18 protein-coding genes, 2 pseudogenes and 1 CRISPR repeat array are annotated in these 18,627 nt (G+C 67.7%); of the genes and pseudogenes, 4 read left to right on the top strand and 16 right to left on the bottom strand.

All coding sequences use genetic code 11. The features are described from left to right. The first annotated feature begins 663 nt into the window (after window positions 1-663). Window positions 664-987, top strand: coding sequence for a hypothetical protein (locus ACJ6WD_RS37030; RefSeq protein WP_407617433.1), 324 nt, complete (start codon window positions 664-666; stop codon window positions 985-987). Window positions 988-1,971: 984 nt separating this feature from the next. Then, window positions 1,972-3,829: direct repeats of the CRISPR family, unit length 29 nt; unit sequence CCGCTCCCCGCACCCGCGGGGTTGAGCCC. A 320-nt stretch (window positions 3,830-4,149) separates the two neighbouring features. On the opposite strand, the gene ACJ6WD_RS37025 is transcribed toward ACJ6WD_RS37030, so the two are convergent. The 14 genes and pseudogenes from ACJ6WD_RS37025 to ACJ6WD_RS36960 form a co-directional block, all read right to left on the bottom strand. Beyond that, complete coding sequence (locus ACJ6WD_RS37025; protein WP_407617432.1) at window positions 4,150-4,509, bottom strand: hypothetical protein; 360 nt, start codon at window positions 4,507-4,509, stop codon at window positions 4,150-4,152. Window positions 4,510-4,588: 79 nt separating this feature from the next. Further along, window positions 4,589-5,848 (bottom strand): amidase domain-containing protein, encoded by a 1,260-nt coding sequence (locus tag ACJ6WD_RS37020; RefSeq protein ID WP_407617431.1) that lies wholly within the window; start codon window positions 5,846-5,848, stop codon window positions 4,589-4,591. Between the two features lie 4 nt (window positions 5,849-5,852). Next, window positions 5,853-6,170: a WXG100 family type VII secretion target gene (locus tag ACJ6WD_RS37015; protein WP_038524054.1), complete on the bottom strand. Its 318-nt coding sequence runs from the start codon at window positions 6,168-6,170 to the stop codon at window positions 5,853-5,855. A gap of 377 nt (window positions 6,171-6,547) precedes the next feature. After that, a complete protein-coding gene (locus ACJ6WD_RS37010; RefSeq protein WP_407617430.1) occupies window positions 6,548-6,802 on the bottom strand; it encodes a type II toxin-antitoxin system RelE family toxin in 255 nt (84 codons plus the stop codon). Then, the gene (locus ACJ6WD_RS37005; protein WP_407617429.1) at window positions 6,799-7,140 is read right to left on the bottom strand and encodes a hypothetical protein; all 342 of its coding nucleotides are present in this window, start codon (window positions 7,138-7,140) and stop codon (window positions 6,799-6,801) included. Before ACJ6WD_RS37005 ends, ACJ6WD_RS37010 begins: the two co-directional genes overlap by 4 nt. Window positions 7,141-7,478: 338 nt before the next feature. Further along, window positions 7,479-9,029, bottom strand: a complete 1,551-nt coding sequence (locus ACJ6WD_RS37000) for an MFS transporter (protein WP_407617428.1) — start codon at window positions 9,027-9,029, stop codon at window positions 7,479-7,481. 42 nt (window positions 9,030-9,071) lie between these two features. Continuing rightward, window positions 9,072-9,779 (bottom strand): tRNA-dependent cyclodipeptide synthase, encoded by a 708-nt coding sequence (locus ACJ6WD_RS36995; protein WP_407617427.1) that lies wholly within the window; start codon window positions 9,777-9,779, stop codon window positions 9,072-9,074. 7 nt (window positions 9,780-9,786) lie between these two features. Beyond that, on the bottom strand, window positions 9,787-10,452 hold the full coding sequence (locus tag ACJ6WD_RS36990; RefSeq protein WP_407617426.1) for a hypothetical protein: 666 nt from the start codon (window positions 10,450-10,452) through the stop codon (window positions 9,787-9,789). Between the two features lie 356 nt (window positions 10,453-10,808). Further along, window positions 10,809-11,602 (bottom strand): annotated as a pseudogene (locus tag ACJ6WD_RS36985) (IS5 family transposase). A 216-nt stretch (window positions 11,603-11,818) separates the two neighbouring features. Further along, window positions 11,819-12,298, bottom strand: a complete 480-nt coding sequence (locus tag ACJ6WD_RS36980) for a DinB family protein (RefSeq protein WP_331247999.1) — start codon at window positions 12,296-12,298, stop codon at window positions 11,819-11,821. A 171-nt stretch (window positions 12,299-12,469) separates the two neighbouring features. Continuing rightward, window positions 12,470-12,577: pseudogene (locus tag ACJ6WD_RS36975) on the bottom strand (IS5/IS1182 family transposase); the annotation flags it as partial. 354 nt (window positions 12,578-12,931) lie between these two features. Further along, window positions 12,932-13,483, bottom strand: coding sequence for a lipoprotein (locus tag ACJ6WD_RS36970; RefSeq protein WP_407617434.1), 552 nt, complete (start codon window positions 13,481-13,483; stop codon window positions 12,932-12,934). Between the two features lie 332 nt (window positions 13,484-13,815). Further along, window positions 13,816-14,166 (bottom strand): thioredoxin, encoded by a 351-nt coding sequence (gene trxA, locus ACJ6WD_RS36965; protein ID WP_407617425.1) that lies wholly within the window; start codon window positions 14,164-14,166, stop codon window positions 13,816-13,818. 37 nt (window positions 14,167-14,203) lie between these two features. Continuing rightward, on the bottom strand, window positions 14,204-14,602 hold the full coding sequence (locus ACJ6WD_RS36960; RefSeq protein WP_233661066.1) for a MerR family transcriptional regulator: 399 nt from the start codon (window positions 14,600-14,602) through the stop codon (window positions 14,204-14,206). A 140-nt stretch (window positions 14,603-14,742) separates the two neighbouring features. Here ACJ6WD_RS36960 and ACJ6WD_RS36955 point away from each other — a divergent pair, with 140 nt between their 5' ends. Further along, window positions 14,743-15,510: a MerR family transcriptional regulator gene (locus ACJ6WD_RS36955; protein WP_376444226.1), complete on the top strand. Its 768-nt coding sequence runs from the start codon at window positions 14,743-14,745 to the stop codon at window positions 15,508-15,510. 53 nt (window positions 15,511-15,563) lie between these two features. Continuing rightward, window positions 15,564-15,779: a hypothetical protein gene (locus tag ACJ6WD_RS36950; protein WP_233661068.1), complete on the top strand. Its 216-nt coding sequence runs from the start codon at window positions 15,564-15,566 to the stop codon at window positions 15,777-15,779. Window positions 15,780-15,791: 12 nt separating this feature from the next. On the opposite strand, the gene ACJ6WD_RS36945 is transcribed toward ACJ6WD_RS36950, so the two are convergent. Together ACJ6WD_RS36945 and ACJ6WD_RS36940 are read right to left on the bottom strand one after the other, a co-directional pair. Next, on the bottom strand, window positions 15,792-16,052 hold the full coding sequence (locus ACJ6WD_RS36945; RefSeq protein WP_376444229.1) for a hypothetical protein: 261 nt from the start codon (window positions 16,050-16,052) through the stop codon (window positions 15,792-15,794). Between the two features lie 280 nt (window positions 16,053-16,332). Next, window positions 16,333-16,923 carry a snapalysin family zinc-dependent metalloprotease gene (locus tag ACJ6WD_RS36940; RefSeq protein ID WP_407617424.1) on the bottom strand — a complete coding sequence of 197 codons (591 nt, stop codon included), beginning with the start codon at window positions 16,921-16,923 and terminating at the stop codon, window positions 16,333-16,335. A 600-nt stretch (window positions 16,924-17,523) separates the two neighbouring features. On the opposite strand from ACJ6WD_RS36940, the gene ACJ6WD_RS36935 reads away from it, so the two are divergent. Next, window positions 17,524-18,585, top strand: a complete 1,062-nt coding sequence (locus ACJ6WD_RS36935; RefSeq protein ID WP_407617423.1) for an isopenicillin N synthase family dioxygenase — start codon at window positions 17,524-17,526, stop codon at window positions 18,583-18,585. Window positions 18,586-18,627 lie beyond the last annotated feature (42 nt).

Here is an 18,627-nt window from a genome sequence, read left to right as displayed (position 1 = left end):
CCTTCTTCCGCCCCGGCCGCCGCTGACCATCGGGTTTCGATGGCAGCAACGGCTCGATTCTCGACCACAACTCATCGTCAAACAGTCAGGGTTGAGGGTTCCGCTTGCCCATACCCAAGCAACCGACGCATCCGTCCGGAGGACACGGCTACCAGTGTTGCGTTAGGAGCTCTTAGCCCAGAAGTCGGGGTCCGGACGGGCGAGCGGGAACACCCCCACGTGCGTGGGGAGGACCTTTCTGACCTGCGGTGTTGTGGCTGGGGTGCTGTTGTTTTGTCAATGAGCAGGTGGTGCGCTGTCGACGATACCGAGTGCTGGGAGGGGTTGGGGGCCGGTCGAGGAGTGCCAGTCGTCGGTGGTCGGCGGCGGCGCGGTCACATCAGCCCAGGACCGGCTCGCGAGGCAGGTCCTCGAGTACCAGGTCGTCGTCGGCATCGTGGAACTGCGGTGCCGGGAGAGGGGCGATGGCGGCCGGGCGGGGTGCGGGCTGCGACGACGATCTGCCGGGCGCGGCCCCGTTCCCACTCAGGTGCCCACGCTCTGGCAGTCACGTCCCGATGCAACTGTCGTTCGGTAGCAGCCCGCTGCTCCGCCTCGGGGGCCCCTATGGGTTTCGTCAAGATGGGACAGTGCTCATGGTGGAAGCGGGGGCGAGGATGTGGCATGACCAGTTGGTTCCGCACGTATTACGAGGACGAAGACCTGTGGCTGTATTTCGAGGCCGATGACGAGGGCTGGGCAGTTCGCCAGGTTGAGGTCCGGGGGGCGGACTCGAAGCCCGTGACAGCGGCTTGCCTGGAGGAGGTTCTGCACCTGCGCGACCATGCTGATCTTGCTGCGATGGATTGGTATGAGCGGCAGTACGGTGTGCTCGCCGAGGGCAGTCTTGACGGCTGGCAGGAGCAGCCGCATGCAGCCGGGATTCCCGCGGCGGAGTTCGAGCGGCTGTGGGCTGAGGCACGGCGAACCCTCGGTGCTTCACGCTGACCTGACGGGGTGGGGTTCGTAGAAGGAACACGCGCGCGGGGCGGCCCCCCCCCGTGGCGGGGGAGCTCGATCAAGATTCTGAACACTGGCCGGGCCTGGTTGTCGTTCCCGCGCGGGGGAGTTCGACCAGCGTCGGCCGCCAGAGCGTTACTGCCGCCGAGGACGGCCGGCTGCTGGTCCACGACGGCTTGGACGAGGTCGGGCCACGAGACCAGGTCGGTGTGGGCGAGCAGCGCCTCGACGGGGCCTCCGAGGCGCAGAGTGGTGTGAGGAGCGAGTAAGGCGTCCATGCCTCTCCTCACGTCACGCTGAGCGTCTTGACCCGGCCCCGGGGCCGGTCGGGCGCGCGCGGCACGACCGGTGCCGGCGCAATGACTGTGAGGTCGAGGTTGCCCTCGGGCCGCGCGGCTGCGGCTTCGGCGCGGACTGCGACGACCGCCTGCCAGAGGTGCTCGTACTCGCTCTCGCTCGGGTGCCCACGTCCTGGCCGTCATCTCCCGGTGCGGCTGCCGTTCGGTAGCCGCTCGCTGCTCCGCCTCAGGGCTCAGCATCGAAGCGTCGCCGGAGGCCGCCGCGACCGCGAGACGCTGCAAACGACGGTCGAGCTGCCGCTCTTCGCACCGCGGGCAGCCGGGGCCGGGCAGCCGTGCGGGTGGATCAGGCAGCGCGGCCCCCACGTGCGTGGGCATCTCGATAATCCCCGGAAACCGGACTCCCCACGGGCTGGGCCTTGCTTCCCGCGGTTCGTAGCGAACCGCCTGGCGCGCATGCGGTTTCACGCCCGGCACTGTAGGAGGGGAGCAGGGCCTCGTCGGGGGTGTCTTTGGGGCCTTGGCGGTTTCCCCGAGGGCCTCGGTGTGAGGGCATAGCCTGTGGCGTGGAGGTGTCTCTGACCGAACGGGTTCCCGTTTGTTCTGTATGCCCTTTTCTCTCATCCTTGCTGAAACAAGCGTCGCCCCTTGATAAAAGTACAGCTCACGAAGTCCGCTCCCCGCACCCGCGGGGATGAGCCCTACGACCCCGCCTGGAAGACCCAGGACACTCCCCGCTCCCCGCACCCGCGGGGTTGAGCCCCCACCCCGAACGACGAAGGAGGCGTCAGCACCCCGCTCCCCGCACCCGCGGGGTTGAGCCCTGCGTTTCGCGGACGCGGCGTGGAGCGGGCGCCCGCTCCCCGCACCCGCGGGGTTGAGCCCGAGGGCCACGACCGGGTGCTCGACGGGGGCGCCCGCTCCCCGCACCCGCGGGGTTGAGCCCCCCCAAATCGACCTGGCCGGTGCCGGATTCCGCTCCCCGCACCCGCGGGGTTGAGCCCTCGGGGGTGGACGGCCTGTCCAAGGTGTCCAACCGCTCCCCGCACCCGCGGGGTTGAGCCCTGGCGGCAAGCCGGCTGGCGTCCGCTCCGCCCCCGCTCCCCGCACCCGCGGGGTTGAGCCCATCTGCGCGGGCCGGGCCGGCACCGGTGGAGGCCGCTCCCCGCACCCGCGGGGTTGAGCCCGACCCCGCGCCCCCACCTTCCCTCGGCAGCGTCCGCTCCCCGCACCCGCGGGGTTGAGCCCGCGACGCCCGCGACACCGACGAGGCCGACGACCCCGCTCCCCGCACCCGCGGGGTTGAGCCCGATCCGGCGTCCACCGCAGCAACAGCCGGACGCCGCTCCCCGCACCCGCGGGGTTGAGCCCGAGGGGAGGCTCTGGCCCGCTACATCGTCAAGCCGCTCCCCGCACCCGCGGGGTTGAGCCCCGGTGCACAGATCGCCAACAAGCGGAACATGCGCCGCTCCCCGCACCCGCGGGGTTGAGCCCATCGGGCGGATGTGGGGGCCCGGCTTGGTGTCCCGCTCCCCGCACCCGCGGGGTTGAGCCCGCGGTCTGGTGCGGGCAGAGTCGACCCGCGGTCCGCTCCCCGCACCCGCGGGGTTGAGCCCCCGAGGAGCCCCACCATGTCCGACGACTGGCGCCGCTCCCCGCACCCGCGGGGTTGAGCCCGCCCCGCGCTGCAGGGGCACCAACCGCCGGTTCCGCTCCCCGCACCCGCGGGGTTGAGCCCCAGCCCCACCGGCCCACCGCCGACGAGGCGCTCCGCTCCCCGCACCCGCGGGGTTGAGCCCGACCTATGGGCACTCCCCGGTGGCGGTCACGACCGCTCCCCGCACCCGCGGGGTTGAGCCCTGCCCATGGGCAACTGCGCCGCTTGCCGGGACCCGCTCCCCGCACCCGCGGGGTTGAGCCCGGGACCTTGCCTGCCCGCAGGGGTAGGGCCGGCCGCTCCCCGCACCCGCGGGGTTGAGCCCAACGCGACGCCGGCCATCGAACGCTACCTGTGCCGCTCCCCGCACCCGCGGGGTTGAGCCCACCCACACCCGGGCGGTCTCGTCGAAGTGGTCCCGCTCCCCGCACCCGCGGGGTTGAGCCCCGATCCGAAGGCCACTCACGCCGCCGCCTGCTCCGCTCCCCGCACCCGCGGGGTTGAGCCCGACGACGTCATCGAAGGTGACCTCCTCGCACACCGCTCCCCGCACCCGCGGGGTTGAGCCCGCCCAGACCACGCTGGGGATGTGAGACGCGATCCGCTCCCCGCACCCGCGGGGTTGAGCCCGAGCGTGAGACCGATGGCGGTACTGGCGGGCACCGCTCCCCGCACCCGCGGGGTTGAGCCCGATCCGCGAACCTCGGCACACCGGCCGGCGCCCCGCTCCCCGCACCCGCGGGGTTGAGCCCGACAGTGACTTCGAGGTCATATCCCGCCTGTGCCGCTCCCCGCACCCGCGGGGATGAGCCCGCAGACCATCACGAACCTGCGGGCGCACGCTCCCGCTCCCCGCGCATGCGGGGATGAGCCCCGCAGCACCCACCAGGGCGCCCAGGGCGAGCGCCGCTCCCCGCGCCCGCACGCGCGGGGGTAGCTCGGAGTTCATCCAGGACAGCGCGCCCCTGAGCGCGCGGGGGTAGTTCTGCTGCATGCCCCGCACCGTGCGGCCAGCGCCCTCGCCGGTCGACGATCCCGGTCTCGGCGGACCGGGTCCCGCAACCGCCAGCGGCTCGGAGCTCAGGGCAGTCGGCTGCCGAACTTCGACAAGGCCGACCACCGCGAGCGCCACGAGGCCGAGCGCGGGGTCAACGATGAAGCAGCGGGGCGTATCCATCGACACAGGCCACAGGGTCAGCCTTCGCAGATGGGTTTTCCGATATTCGCAGCTGACTGGGAAGCGTCCATGTGTGTCACGACGACCATGCCGGCCGTCAGCAGGATCATGAGGCAGGCGATGATGAAGAAGATCGTTGAAACCGTGCTCTGCCAACCACAGTTGGGATTCTGCCCTGCATGTCGTGCGGACCGGAACATCAGCAGATGGACAGCCACCGACATGACGGCCGCCGCCAGGCCGCCGTAGGCGACGGCGAAGTGAGTCCATGGCAGAAGCGTGTACCGGCATGCCGTCGACTGGAATTCGTGGTGCCCGTTGGAGAGTGAGACCGACACAAAGAAGCTGACGACGGCGGCTGCCGAGAGCAGCGGCACGGAGAGGATCATCGTCTGCCAACGTCCCGACGGACGTTGCCCGCGCTGGACGCGTTGTGGTGTGGCTGCGGTACTCACGTCAGTACCAATCCGGGTGCGGGCGGACGATGCGGATTCGCTGCTGTCCTTCGGCCTTTTCCGTCGTTGGGAGTCTCCCTTGCAGACTCACGTTCTGGTACGAGTCCTGGTGTTGTGTGTACTTGATCTCGCCGTCCGGCATCACGGCCGTGACCACGGCGGCGTGGTGGGTGTTGCCCTGCTCGATCTTGTCGTTGGGGCCCTGCTGCTCGTAGTAGATGATGTCGCCGGGCCGTGCCTCGGATCGTGGTACTTCCTCCCCGCCGTGCTTGAGCATGAAGTTCTGCTGATTCTCGGCTCCAGCCCAAGTCTTTGAGTAGTACATGCTCGCGTCGATTGTGTCGATGCCGATGCCGCCGGTATTTCCCCACGTATCGTCGCCTCGGGCGCCCGACCAGAAGTCGATTTTGTGCTCCATGCCTGCGTGGTCAAGTGCTTGGGACACGAAGTTGGTGCAATTGTTGTCGAACTGGATCGGGTCCTTCTTGTCCCAGTTCTCCAGCGCGTACTCCACCATCTTCACGCGGTCGAATTTCCCATCCGTGCCACGCATTTCACGTTTGATGTTCTCAGGAATTCCGTCGAGATGAGCGATCTTTACCGGCTCGGCACGCATCAAGTCGTGCTGCTGCTTCTCGCTTAGGCCGTTCCACCAGGCCCGTACCACAGACGGGTCAGTACCTTTCTTCGGGATGTCGGCGGCGAGCATGTCCATTTCGACGTGCGATGCGCGGTTCTGCTCTTTGAGCGCCTTGTCCGGATCATTGATACTGACCGTACCTGCCAGACGGTACAGCTCGGCCGCTGTCTTCTCGTCCGCTTCAGTCGCCTGCTGAACCGCTTGGTCCCGCAGTGCGACGATTTCGCGGTATGCCTGCTGCTGGCCAGCTTCGGCGTTCGCGCTGGGACACTCCAGCGGCATGCCGTCCTCGCCTAGAGGAAGGTCATGAGCTCGTGAGAGATCGGCTATCTGGTGCGCGATGCTCATCGCCGTTTCAAGGCTGGTATGCATGCCTTCCATGACCATCTTGACGCTGAGCAGCAGGTCGTACGCCGACTCGAGTTGGTTCGCCAACGTCACGAAATCGCCGGCCGCAGCTGCGCCGACTTCGTCGGCCCAATTATCGGCAAGAGGCTTGACGCCTTGCTCACGTACATCGTGCGCCGCATTCAAAGCATACTTCGCCAGTGCTGCCCAGTCGTCCGCGGCTTCTTTCCATTTCTGCGGATGGGCACTGATGAGTTCCGAGTACGAGACCAAGGTGTCAGTTCCTTCCCAGGTCCCGCATGCCGGCCCTCAGTCGCGTAACGGCTTCCTGGTCGGCAGCATCGTAGCCGTCGGCGGAGTCTTGCAAACGCTGCCCCAGTTCGCCCATCTGCTTGGCGAGCTCGATCATGTGATCTTGCCAAGCAGTGCGGCACGACATGACAGCGTTACCGCTCTTCCAAAACATGGCGTCGAAGTAAACCTCTTCAGAGCTGTCAAGGACATGCGACAAGCGCCGCTGGGTGTCGCTCGACAGCGCCTTCATGTCATCGCCGGTGCCACGGACCTTCGCCGTGTCCACCTGTATGTCACCCACGACGCCCCCTCGATACGTTCGATCGTTTTCGTACGTGGCCTTGCGCAAGCCCTCGTACATCGTGCCCGCACACCCTATGACGTGCCCGACACGCCTACGAGAAGGAGCCAAGCCAACCGCTGTCCCGTTAGTGGCCGTCCCCGCGTCTGCCGGGGAGCCCGCTCCGGCTGCGTTCCCACCATCAGGCGCTCGTCTCCACACCCATGGGCGAGTTCCATCGGGTTGTCGTCCGTTGCGCTGACTGTGGTTGTCCAGAGCTGCGGAGCCCGCATGTGGTGGTTCCGCCTTCGTGAGTCGGCCGGTGCTGGCTCTGATGTGCCGGCTTCGAGGTTTGACTCAGGCGCGGGAGACCGGCTATCGCGCTCGGGTTCCCTGCGTTAGGCAGGCGTGGCGTCGGCGGTCAGGACTTTCACGGCGAGGTGGGCCCCGTCGAATTCGTAGGTGGCACGGAACTCCCCGACCCGTAGGCATCGCAGGTGGGTGCCGCCGAGTCTGTTGCTGGAGCGTGGTTCGGGGTTGTCTGCGAGCGCGTTGACGGCGCGGACGAAGGGTTTGACCGTGTCGCCGTACTTGGCGGGTAGCCGTTTCAGTCCCTCGGAGGCGGCCCGTTCCCAGATGACGGTATGGCTCACGAAGCCTTCCTCGTGATCATCTGCTTGACCTCATCAGACGTGTAGGTGGGCCCGCCTTCGGCGCGGACATGCAGGGCGACGTCGGCGACCCCAATCGCAGCCTCCCTGGCCTCGTCGTCGAGGGCGGCGTCGGCTAGGACCTGGGTCCACTTGTGGTTGAGCCATGCCGCGAACGCGCCGCCACCATCAAGGGCACCGAGTTCCTGATCGAACTCCTGCCGCCGGTCGGCCCGCAAGCGTTCTCGGACCGCCTCGACGCTTCGGGGGATGGCCTCGCCGGCATAGCCGGTTGCCTCGCGAGGTTGGCCCGTGGCCCTGGCCCACTGGAGATCCGCCAAGTCCTACTCCTCTCGCGCGGACATCACGCTACTCCGATGACGGTGGCCGGCGGTCGACTTCTGGCCCGGACCCTGAGCGGAGGTTGGCCGGGGCTCTGTGTCAGGGCGCCGAGACAGGCCCGTCGTGACAGTCGACTTTCGGCGTGCTGATCGTTGAACCTGCTCAGTCGTCCCCGCAAGGGCGGACGTCGTCCCGTTGCCTGGAGAGCCTGGCGCTCAGTTGGCGGTCGCAGTCGCCGAGCCGTTGTGCGGCGTCACTGCGGGTTCCTGGTGAGTGTGCGGAACGTCCTGGAAGGCGACGAGGGGAGTGGCCGGATGAGGCTGCTCCCCTTGGTGTGTCAGGCGGCTTGGCGGCGGTCGGTGAGGCTGAGCAGGCCGAGGATGATCAGGGCGGCCCCGGAGGTGCCGACCAGCATCCACATTGCCGACTGGGTGCCGTGCGCGAACATCTGGTTGAAGACGTCGGTGATGTCGTGTGCGTTGAGGGAGGTGTGTTCCTTGAGGAGTTCAGTGGCGCGCTCCGGGTCGGCGACGGCGTCCCGGGCCCAGGGGCCGATGGCCACGCCCTTGGCCGACAGAGTGTCGGTGAGGTGGGATTCGGCCTGTACCCGGTAGAGCACGATGCCTGCTGCCAGGCCGATGGCTCCGCCGAGGTTGTGGAAGGTCCAGGAGGAGCCCATGGCGAGGCCGGCTTGTCGTTCCGGCACCGAGGACAGGGCGGAGACGGTGGCGGGGCCGAGCACGCTGCCCCAGGCCAGTCCCATCGCGACCAGCGCCACCACGATGAGGAAGAGGGAGGTGTGGGCGGTGAGTTGGGTGAACAGCAGGGCCGAGACGGTGAATGCGGTGAAGCCCGCGATGAGGATCTTCCGGGGGCCGTAGCGGTCGGTCAGGCGCCCCACGAAGGGGGACAGCACCGCCATCACCGCCGTGCAGGGCAGCAGGAGGGCACCGGTGGCGTAACCGTCGTAGCCGCGTACTTCGTCGAGGTAGAGGGGCAGCAGGAAGAGCACGGTGGCGTAGAAGGAGGCGAGTGCGAAGTCCGAGACGATCGCGGCGAGGAAGGCACGGTGCTTGAAGAGGCTGAAGCGGATGACGGGGTCGGCGGCGCGCTTCTCCACGAGGTAGAAGGCGATGAGCACGATCAGAGCGAAGGCGAGAAGTCCCAGCGTGGGAAGGCTCGTCCAGCCCCATGCGCCGCCGAGTGCGAAAGCGAGCACGATGGCGGGGATGCCGAGGCTGATGAGGATGAGGCCGGGCCAGTCCACGCCGGTGGTGGCTTCCTCGTTGCGGGACTCACGGACGCTGAACGAGCACAGCGACAGTGCGAGTGCGACGAGCGGGACGTTGAGCCAGAACACCCAGTGCCAGCCGGCGGCGGAGACGAGCACCCCGCCGAGCATGGGCCCGATGGCGAGGCCGACACCGTTGACCCCGTACAGGGCACCGATGGCCCGGCCGCGCTGGGATTCGGGGAAGGCGTTCTGGACGATGGCGCCGGTGGAGGTGTAGAGGATCGCCCCGGCGGCGCCCTGCAGGAACCGGAAGGCGATGAGCCAGCCGGTGGTGGGGGCGAAGCCGGCGCCGAGCGAGGCGAGTCCGAAGACGACCGTGCCGATGTAGAGGACACGACGCCGGCCGTAGGAGTCGGCTAGCCGCCCCATGGTCACCATGAACATGGACAAGGCGACGATGAACATGTTGACGATGAGCTGGAGGTCGGTGACGGACGCACCGAGGTCCTTCTGGATCTGCGGGGCGGCCGTGTTCACGATCGTGAGATCGATGCAGCCGAGGAAGCTGATCAGGCTCACCCCGGCGAAGGCCCACCACCTGCGGTCCGATGGGGTCTTCGTCGCTGACTTGGGGGTGGTGGTCGATGACGTCACAGTGCCGTGTCCTCTGTACCGGATGGTGATGATCGTGAAGCTCTAGGCAGGTTGGTCAGCAGCGGCGGCCCGCTTCTTGAACCTCAAGGACAACCAGCCTCCCTTTCCGGGGTATTCCGTCGTGACGAACAGCCGTTGGGATTCAGCCAGGGCGGCCGTCATCGGCTGTGGGCAGATGACGTAGTCGTAGCCCTGGTGTGCCCACATCGGAATGGTGGTGGGGCACTCCTCTATGAGGTATTCCAGGCATCCTTTGAACGCCTTCTCGGTGTCCGCTTCAGGGTCACGTGCCGTGAGCCGGTCAATGAACTTCTTGATGGTGGAATCTACCGCCTGGCGGTACTCTGCATTCTCCGCGTATGCGCGTTCGACGCGCTGCCTGAATTGGGGGTAGTCGGGGTCCTTCAGTGCTTCTTCCCACCGGAGCACCTCGTTGGGAACGGAAAGCTGGCCCAGGATCTTGTCGTTGCGCTCAAGCCATTCGTCCCCCTCGCGCAGGAAACGTGCGTATGCCTGCTCGGGAGATGCGTCGATGTAGTTGGAGCGCTGCAAGGTGTCGGCCACCGCGATGGTCAACTGCTTGAATTCGCTGCGGTTCACCAGCTCCGCTGTGGCTCTGAGTTTGTCACCCTCGTGATAGCGCTGGCCGACACTCACCAGCAGAATTGCTCGCGTGCCGGCGAGGGTGAGTTTCTTGGCGGCCTCCCCGAAATTCGCCTTCGTGCGTCCGTCGACGAGGTAGGAGTTCATTCCTGCCTCAGCTCCACAGGGTGAGCGGCCGGTCGGTACCGTGGTAGCCGATGAAATGGCCCAAGGTGATGCGGGGCTCGTCGCTGGACGGCCGTACCGCATGGATCTGGCGCGGGTTGAGGAGCAGCAGATCGCCCGGCGCAGGCTTGATGACCGCCTTCGGCGGGCCCCACTGATCGCGTTTGAGGCCCCAGACCCGTCCCCCTTGAGCTTGTTGTAGGCGTGCTCGCCAGGTTCGGTGCCCCATAGTTCGAGTTCGCCGCCGGTGTGCGGGATGTTGATGTAGATGTTGGCCGAGAGCTGTGCGACCAGCTCTTGTGCGTCCGTCGAGGGAAGATTGCGTTCCAGGGTCGGTATGCGGATTGAGATCCACTCCCTGGTCCTGGAACCGGCAGATGCCGATGAACGCCTTCCGCCCTTCAACGCTCAGCAGGCTTGCCCCGGGATTCCAGGTCTCTTCGAGGAGGAGGCGCAGGGTGTCACTCGGCGACGCGTAGGGGGAGAATAGATCTCGCATTCTTTGGATGTTGTCGCGGGCTTCCGAGTGATAACGCTCGCGGGACGCGTCACAGCTGACCTCGGAGTGGGCGAAGCCTATGCGCTGGAACGTTGTGTCCTTACTCAGGCCACCCTTGTCGGGGTGGTCGACCAGTTGACCGTGTGCGGATGTCACGACCTCGGCGGGGTGAACCCCGGTATATGTACGGCTAATACCGTACCTCGATGAGTGCATGAATGTCCTCATGGGTGAGCTCGCGAAAAGTCGCACGTCTCGTAATTGACATTTCTTCTCTTTCGGGTCCTCGGGTCCTCGGGAACTGGGTGGCGACCCTTCCTCGCGTTTCCGCTTGAAGGAGCTCCTGGCCGGGATCGGGCTGGCGCGTTCTGTGCGCCGATCGGGATCCCGCGGAAAGAGGCGCGACATACTGCCGCAACGGTGTTTGGTGTCGACCGTTCCGCCATCAGCCGGGTCGTCGGCCAGATCCGACCGTGCCTGGGCGGACGGGGCCGTGCGGTTCAGAGGTCGTCTCATTTGGCGAGTCTGCGGTAGCAGATGAGGGTGCAGGCGATACTGGTGAAGGCGAGGAAGTGGTCGGCTTTGCGCTCGTAGCGACGGTGGCGTCGTCGGCAGCCGGCGAGCCAGGCCGTAGTGCGTTCGATGGTCCAGCGGTGGCGGCCCAGTCGCTTGGAGGGCTCGATGCCCTTGCGCGCGATGTGGTGGGTGATTCCGCGTAAACGGAGCCATCGCCGCAGGAGGTCGTAGTCGTAGCCCTTGTCGGCGTGCAGCTTTGCGGGACGTCGCCTGCGGGGGCCACGGCGGGAACGGATCGGCGGGATGCCGCGGACGAGCGGTTCGAGGGCCTGGCTGTCGTGCAGGTTCGCGCCGGAGATGCCGATCGAGATGGGCAGACCGGTCCGCTAGGTAGTCAAGTGGGTCTTCGAGCCTTTCTTGCCTCGATCGACAGGATTCGGACCGGTCAGGTCCCCCCTTTCAGGGCCCGCATGTTCACCGAGTCGATCGCGCAGCGACTCCAGTTCAGGTCGCCGCGCGTACCCAGTTCGTCCAGCACCAGGCGGTGCAGCTTCGCCCGCACCCTGGCCTTGCTCCACTCGGTGAAGCGCCGGTGAGCCGTCGGCCCGGACGGCCCGAAAGACGGAGGCAACTGCCTCCAGGTACAGCCTGACGTGGCGACAAAGATGATCGCCGCAAGCACTTCACGATCCCCATACCTCTGTCGGCCGCCACCCTGCCGCCGAATCGGCGCCGGCGGCACCACCCGCTCGAACAACGACCAGAGCTCATCCGGCACCAAACGCTCCACGATTCCCACGACCGCAGACTACCGAGCACACCAAATGAGACGACGTCTAAAGTCCCCGGCCCGATCCGTGCTTGCGAACTCCGGGCGGCGTGTTCGCCTACGCCCGGGCTGCGGGCGGCGAGTTGCGCCTTGACGCCACCGAGGTCCGGGCCCGCTGGCCGGCGACCGGCCGCGGCGGACGCCGCGCGTTCACCTCGTCGGACGTGGTCTCAGGACTCAGTCAGCGAGTACCTGTTCGCGCAGGATGTCGGCGTGTCCGCAATGGTGGGCCAGCTCTCGCAGAACTTGCAGGTACACCCAGCGAAGCGTGCGCGGCCCGGTCCGATGGCCCGTCACGACGGCGTCCAGCGGCAGGTCCGCGATCGTCGTCCGGGCCGTGGCGCAGGCTTCCCGGTGGGCCGCCGTGACCGAGGCGACGGTGTCGTCGTCGGAGAGCTGGAAGGATGCGTCCGGATTCGGTACCAGACCGAGTTCCTGGCGGGACGTGCCGCCGGCGCACTCTTCGAACCACACCCGCTGCATCCACGTGACGTGCTTGAGCAGACCGAGCAACGTCGTTTTCGACGTGACGAGTTGGCGGCGGGCCTGTTCTTCGGTGAGACCGTCGAGAGTCAACTCGATGGCGCTGCGGTATTCCTCGATGAATGCATCGAGCTGGGTGCGTTCGTCGTCCAGCGGCACATCGAACGAACCCATCAGAGTCTCCCCTCAAGCCGTAGGCCGAGGCCCGTGGCAACTCGCGCGAGCGACGGCCCGCGGCGACGTCGACAATCCCGGTCGCACGACTCTTGCCGCACGGGTCGACGCCAGGCAATCCGTGCACAGCCCGAGGTGAGCAGTCGGCGCACGGTGGTTGTGTGCGGTCGAGCGCAGTCCGAGACGTGCGAACCGCAGCAGCCAGCATACGGTGCGCTCGACGAGCCATCGGTGGCGGCCGAGCGAGGTCTCGTCCTCGGTCCCACGACGCGCGATGCGGACCTTGGGCCCGTGCTGGTGCGGGGGCGACGGCGATGGAGGTGGTCGTAGCCTTCGGCGGCGGATCGGTCCCGAGTCGCGGAGCGGATCACGCCGGGGACACCCGGTGCTCGGCGCGAACACGATCTTGCTGGGGCGTGTCCGCTCGGTCGTCTGACGTGCTCGAGCAGACGTCGTTCGGGCCTGTGTAGGCGGGTGACCTGTCGGAAGAGGAGTGGGGTCGGCTGGAGCCGCATGTGCCGAAGAGTGGTGGTGGAGAAGGGCGTTGGGAAAGCCATCGCAGGGTGATCAACGGCATTCCCGGCCGGTAGCGGACAGGTGTCCCGTGGCGTGATCCACCGCAGGTGGAAGCTGTCAGGGGGTGATCCGCAGGGAGGACTTCACCCGGTCGTAGACCTTGCGGTTGCGCTCGTCGGCGCCGGGGTTGCGGGCGCCCATCCGCAGCAGGATCGTGGCATCGCGCGTGACCACCGCGAGCGTCCGTCTTTGGAAGGACTGGTCCTCGGCAGTCGGCGGGTCGACTGTGTACCTCATCTCCGCGGCGGGGTGCCCCGCGATCGTCAACCGGTTCTCGTGCCGGTCGTGGTAGTACTCGCCGTAGTTGCTCATGCCGTAGCCGTCGTAGTCGAGGAGCGCCTTGCTCGGATCGGCGCTCGCCTTGCCCTTGTCGTAGACCCTGACCCGCATTTCCATGCTCGTCTTACCGGAGCCCCACTCAAGGTCGCAGGAGGCGTACCGGGTCGACCGCTCCGGGTCCACTACGTTCCCGTCCTCCGACTTCCTCCACCGCTGCGTCGGAATCTCGAAGGTCACCGGCAGTTCGCACGCCGAACCTGCACCACCTACCGACGCAACGCGCTCGCCCTCGTTACGGGAACAGCCCAGGTCTGCCCCGACCAGCAACACGGCACCCAACACCCCCACGGACCACCGTCGTATGCGGCTCGACACCAGGATCCCCTCCCTCCGACTCCTCCGAACGGTAATGCACTTCCGTAGAGGCATCCCAGGCACATCCGTGCCGGCCTGCTCCCTCCCGTGAGCAGCACCACGCAACCAGCCGGACAACCTATGGGACAGGCTCTGGGCCGAACATTGCCTGGGCAGCGGTTCTCGCGGGGCCTGCCTGTCCCCATGAGCCGGGTCCGGCTTGCGTCGCCGCCCGTGTCGCCCGGCGCAACAACGTGACTAGCGCGCAGGTAACTTGGTCACTGGTCGCCTATGGCCACCGGTCGGCCCTACAGCTGATTGTGCGTCAGGACGTCCTCCAGTTCATGCATCAGCCGCCGCTTCGGGCGCGCGCCGACTATTTCCTTCACCAACTCGCCATCGCGGTAGACCTGCAAGGTGGGAGCGGCGAGAACGTTGCAGGCGATCATCGTGGCGGGGTTCTCGTCGGTGTTGAGCTTGGCGACGGTCAGGCGGTCCGCCTCCTCGCGGGCGATGTGTTCGAGGACCGGCGCAAGCTGTCGGCAGGGGCCGCACCAGGATGCCCAGAACTCGAGGAGGACGGGCCGCGCGCTGTGCAGTACCAGGTGGTCGAAGGTCTCGTCGGTGACGGTGATGACGGCGGTTTCGGTGGTGTTCACGGGTGGTGTCCTTTGCTCTTGGGCGGGCCGGGCTGGATCATTCGGAAACACAGGGGGAGAACTCGCAGCGCGGATCGGTGGTGCGGACCTCGATGGCCCGTTGCAGTTGTCCGGAGACCCGCTGACGCACCTCGCTCAGGTGGGCGATGCACGCGTCCAGCTCGGCGATCTTGTGGCGGTAGACGGCGATGGAGTCCGCGCAGCGATCGCCGGTCTCGTGACCGTCGCGCAGACACTCCACGAAGGGCCGGATCTCCTCCAGTCCGAAGCCGAGATCCAGCAGCGAGCGGATTTCCCGAACGATCCGCAGGTCCTCGTCCCCGTAGTCGCGATAGCCGTTGGCAGCCCGCCGGGCTCGCAGCAGCCCCTGCGCCTCGTAGTAGCGCAACGACCGAGTGCTCACCCCGGCACGCTCGGCCAGCTCTCCGATCCGCATGGTGGCTCCTCCCTGGTTCACCCGAGACGCTAGACCTTGACACCGGCGTCAAGGCCAGCGCTGGGTCGAGTTGAGTAGTAGTAGCAGCAGTCGCTGTCACGGTTTGAACCTCACGCGGCGTGAGGATGCATCGTTGCTCTATGACCACTTCTGCCACCTGGAAGGTAGGCCGGCTTGCCGAGGCCAGCGGGCTGACCGTGCGCACGCTGCACCACTGGGACACCATTCGCCTGCTCAGCCCCTCACAGCGCACCACGGGAGGGCACAGGGAATACACCGAGGAAGACCTCGTCCGCCTGTATCAGGTGCTGGCGCTCCGTAGCCTGGGGCTGGCTCTGGACACCATCGCTGCCTGCCTGGATGCCGGGGTCGACCCTGCGCGGTTGGTTCGGGACCACTTGACCAGCGTGGAGACGTCTCTCGCTGCGCTCGGTGTCCTGCGGGAGCGGCTCGTGCGACTCGGTGACGAGCTGTCGGCTGACCAGAACCCGACGGCCACGGCGCTGCTCGATGCGCTGCGGGCGATCGGCGCCCCCGGACCGGAGGGCGAGCGCTCGCTAGGCCACCACCTGGATGCCGACCAGAGTCAGGTCCTGCGGGCCCGAGCCACTGCCCTGGGGCCTGCGATGCATTACGTGCTCGAGGTCGAGTGGCCTGAGCTGTACCGCAGGGCCGAACGGCTCCGTGCCGCTGGAACTCCTCCCACTGATCCGAAGGTCCGCCGACTGGTGGCCCGCATGGATGAGCTGAGCGCGTTGGTCACCGGCGGCGATGCCGGCGTTTCCGCCGGTGTAAGAGCTGCCTGGCATGACGATCCAGCCGCCATGTCCGGCGACCCCGGTGCTCCGGCTGACGACTGGCGAGAGCTGGCCGACTACCTGGACCGCGCTCGCAACAGCCCCGCCTGACTGGCGCGTGCTGTGGTCACCCTGTCACCTTCATCTGCCAAAGGAGTCCGGCCATGAACCGCCGAACCCGTATATGCATTGCCCTGGCCTCGACGTGCCCCACTCTCCTCACCCTTCCGGTCATCTGTCTGCTGGCTGCAGTCGGCGCGGTGCCGTGGGGCCTTCTCGTTGCTCTGCCGGTTGCGCTCGTCGCGCATGCCGCCATCAATTTCTTCCGACTGAATCCGAGGCTGTCGGAGGTCGGTTCGGGCCGCCCGAACACCTTGTGAGGGAGCAGGGGGTCACATCGACTGCCGTATCACGGCGAGGTGGACGGTCGCTTCGTAGCGGATGGCGAGCTTGTCATTCCTGGTGGCCATGGCCCGGGCCTGTTTGAGCAGCCCGATCCGGCATGCGGTCTTGTGTCTGTGCTTGTGGTGGTCGCGGTCGAAGCCGGGCGGCCTGCCGCCCGTTGAGCCCGGGCGGAGCCGGTGTCCGGCCTGGTCGCGCCTCTCCGGGATCGTGTGCGGGATCTGTCGGCCACGGAGGTGGCCGCGGATCATGCGGGACGAGTAGGCCCTGTCGGCGATCACATGCGCCGGCCGGGTGCGCGGGCGTCCGACGCCGGTCCGGGCAATGGGGATCCGTCCCATAGGCGTGATGAACGGCGATTTTCACGGCTCGGGCCGGAGCCGTGGTCGTGGTCGTGGTCGTGCGGTCCGACGGCAACGTCTCGGTCGTTTCGCCGTCGCTCCGCGCGCCTTGCTGTTGCTCCACGCCGGTCTACGAGCCTGTAGGCCGGCGTAGGTCGCCGGTGTCGAGTGGGGCTGACTCGCTGGCCAGTCAGCGGGGGTTGGTGTGCGTCCGGCCGGACCAGATGTCGATGACCACCTGGTGGTGCTGCGGGCGTACGGCTGGTGCGCCGGCGGCGTAGTTCTTGTCGACCTGGGCCGCCTCGGCCGCGTTCGGCTTGGCGTTCGTGCAGGACGTGCCTGGGCCGTGGCCGGACATGAGTTCTGAGCAGGGCCCGCTGTAGTCGTCGGGCAGCCCGAGGATGTGCCCGGTTTCGTGCGCCGTGATCCGGGTCGTGTCGTAGCCCTCGTCGACCGCCTGCTGGCCCAGCTGCACGTCACCGTTGCCGCCGGGGAAGATCGGCCCCAACGTGGTCTGTGGCCACCCGCTGGTCGCCTCGTAGACGAAGTCGGCCGAGCCGGGGGAGCTCGCCGGCTCCAAGCGCACGTTGTGCACGGCGTCGTTCCAGTTCTGCACGGCTTGCTTGATCGCGCCCGCCCACTGACCGGCGCCACTGGCGTCGTAGGTCAAGGTGACCACGGAGGTGGTCGCGTGCGCCGCGGGGTGCGCCGCGGCGGCGCCGACCGTGGTGCCCAACATGGCCGGGACGAGCGCCGCCAGGGCGGCTATTCGCTTGATCATCGGACTGATACGCCTCCTTGGGTTTCCGTTGCTGTCCGAAGTAAACGAGTTCGTCGCGGACACGACAACCTCCCTGTCGGTGATCGGGCCCGGTTGTTGCCAAGTTGGCTCAAATGGAGAGGAGTTGATGGTGGGTGGGGTGGGGGGAGGAGGGCGAGTGTCGTTGGCCGGTCGTGAGGGTGGGAGATCGAGCGCCGTCAGCCCGCCTTGCGGGGCCGCTGCTGCGGATTGCGCCGGGCTCGCCTGCGATCTTGATGGGAGTCCTGCTGGCGGGTTGGTCCGGAAGCAGTACGCGCCGGGATCGATCCGGTGTCGCCGAGTTGGGTCGGCCAGGGCGTCACGCGGCGCAGGCGTCCCCGGGCGGGGATCGTGGGGGAAGCAGGCGGCCCGGTGATCGTTCGGTATGCGGCGCGGACTCCTCGCATACAGGGGAGGCGAATCGGCATCTCGGCCAACGGGCGGCTGGTTTCGGCTTGTTCGCCGCGGGGTCGTTAACAGGAAGTTCATCAAACTGTTGAAGCGGATAGGGGTGGGTGGGCGCCGCGGGGGACCGCGGAGCGCCGCCGGAGAGGACCGAGCGCGACGGAAGGACGGCATGCGATGGGCAGGGCCACGGCTGTGGACGGCGTACTCGACGTACCCGTCATCGACATCTCCGCCTGGACGGACGGCACCGCCGCCGACCGGGCCGGCATCGCGGGCGAGATCGACCAGGCGGCGCGCACCGTCGGGTTCATGCAGATCAGGGGGCACGGTATTCCCGAGGCCGCGGGGCGGGCGTTCGCCGCGGCGCTGGACGGGTTCTTCGGGCTCCCGATGGACGAGAAGAAGGCGCTGTGCGCCCCGTCGCCGGACGTCAACCGCGGCTACACCCCGCCGCGCACCGAGAAGCTCAGCCTGAGTCTGGGTGTCCCCGCGGCGGCCGAGGACCTCTTCGAGGCGTTCAACGTCGGTGCGGAAGCGGCCGCCTTCCCCGGCCTGGGCCTGCCCGAGGCGCACTATCCGGCCAACCTCTGGCCGGCGGTGCCGGGGTTCCGGGACGCGGTGACCGAGTGGTGTGCGCAGGCGGGCGGGCTGGCCCGGCGGCTGACCGGGATCTTCGCGCACGCGCTGGGGCTCCCCGCCGACTACTTCGCCCCGTTCACCGACCATTCGCTCGACGTGCTCCGGATGAACCACTACCTGGTCCCCGAGCAGGAGTTGGTCGTCGACCGCGATCAGATGGGGATGGGCGCCCACACCGACTACGGCATCGTCACCGTGCTGTGGGCCGACCGGGTCCCGGGGTTGCAGATCCTCGACACCGAGGGGCGCTGGCACGACGTCCTGCCGGAACCGGGCTGCCTGCTGGTCAACCTCGGTGACTTGTTGGCCCGTTGGACCAACGATCAGTGGCTGTCGACCATGCACCGGGTGCTGCCGCCGACCGACGCAAGTGGGCGCGTGGTGCGCCGCCGGTCCGCCGCGTTCTTCCACGACGGCAACTGGGACGCCGAGATCAGCTGCCTGCCCGGCTGCGTCCCGGTGGGGGCCGACCCGCTGTACCCGCCCACCACCGTCGGCCGGCACCTCGCCGAGAAGTTGGGCGGCTCGCGCGCCGGGAGGTCCAACGCCAACTCGCCGCGCGAAGCCGCCCGGCTGCTCGCCGCCCGCGGCGACTGACGTCAACGCATCTGTACCGCAGGTCAGTTGTGACCGGCCCCG

Source organism: Streptomyces sp. VTCC 41912, assembly GCF_045799175.1.
Lineage (GTDB): Bacteria > Actinomycetota > Actinomycetes > Streptomycetales > Streptomycetaceae > Streptomyces > Streptomyces albulus_C.
Note: the sequence above shows the minus strand (reverse complement) of the source record. Positions and strands in the feature narration are given on the sequence as shown.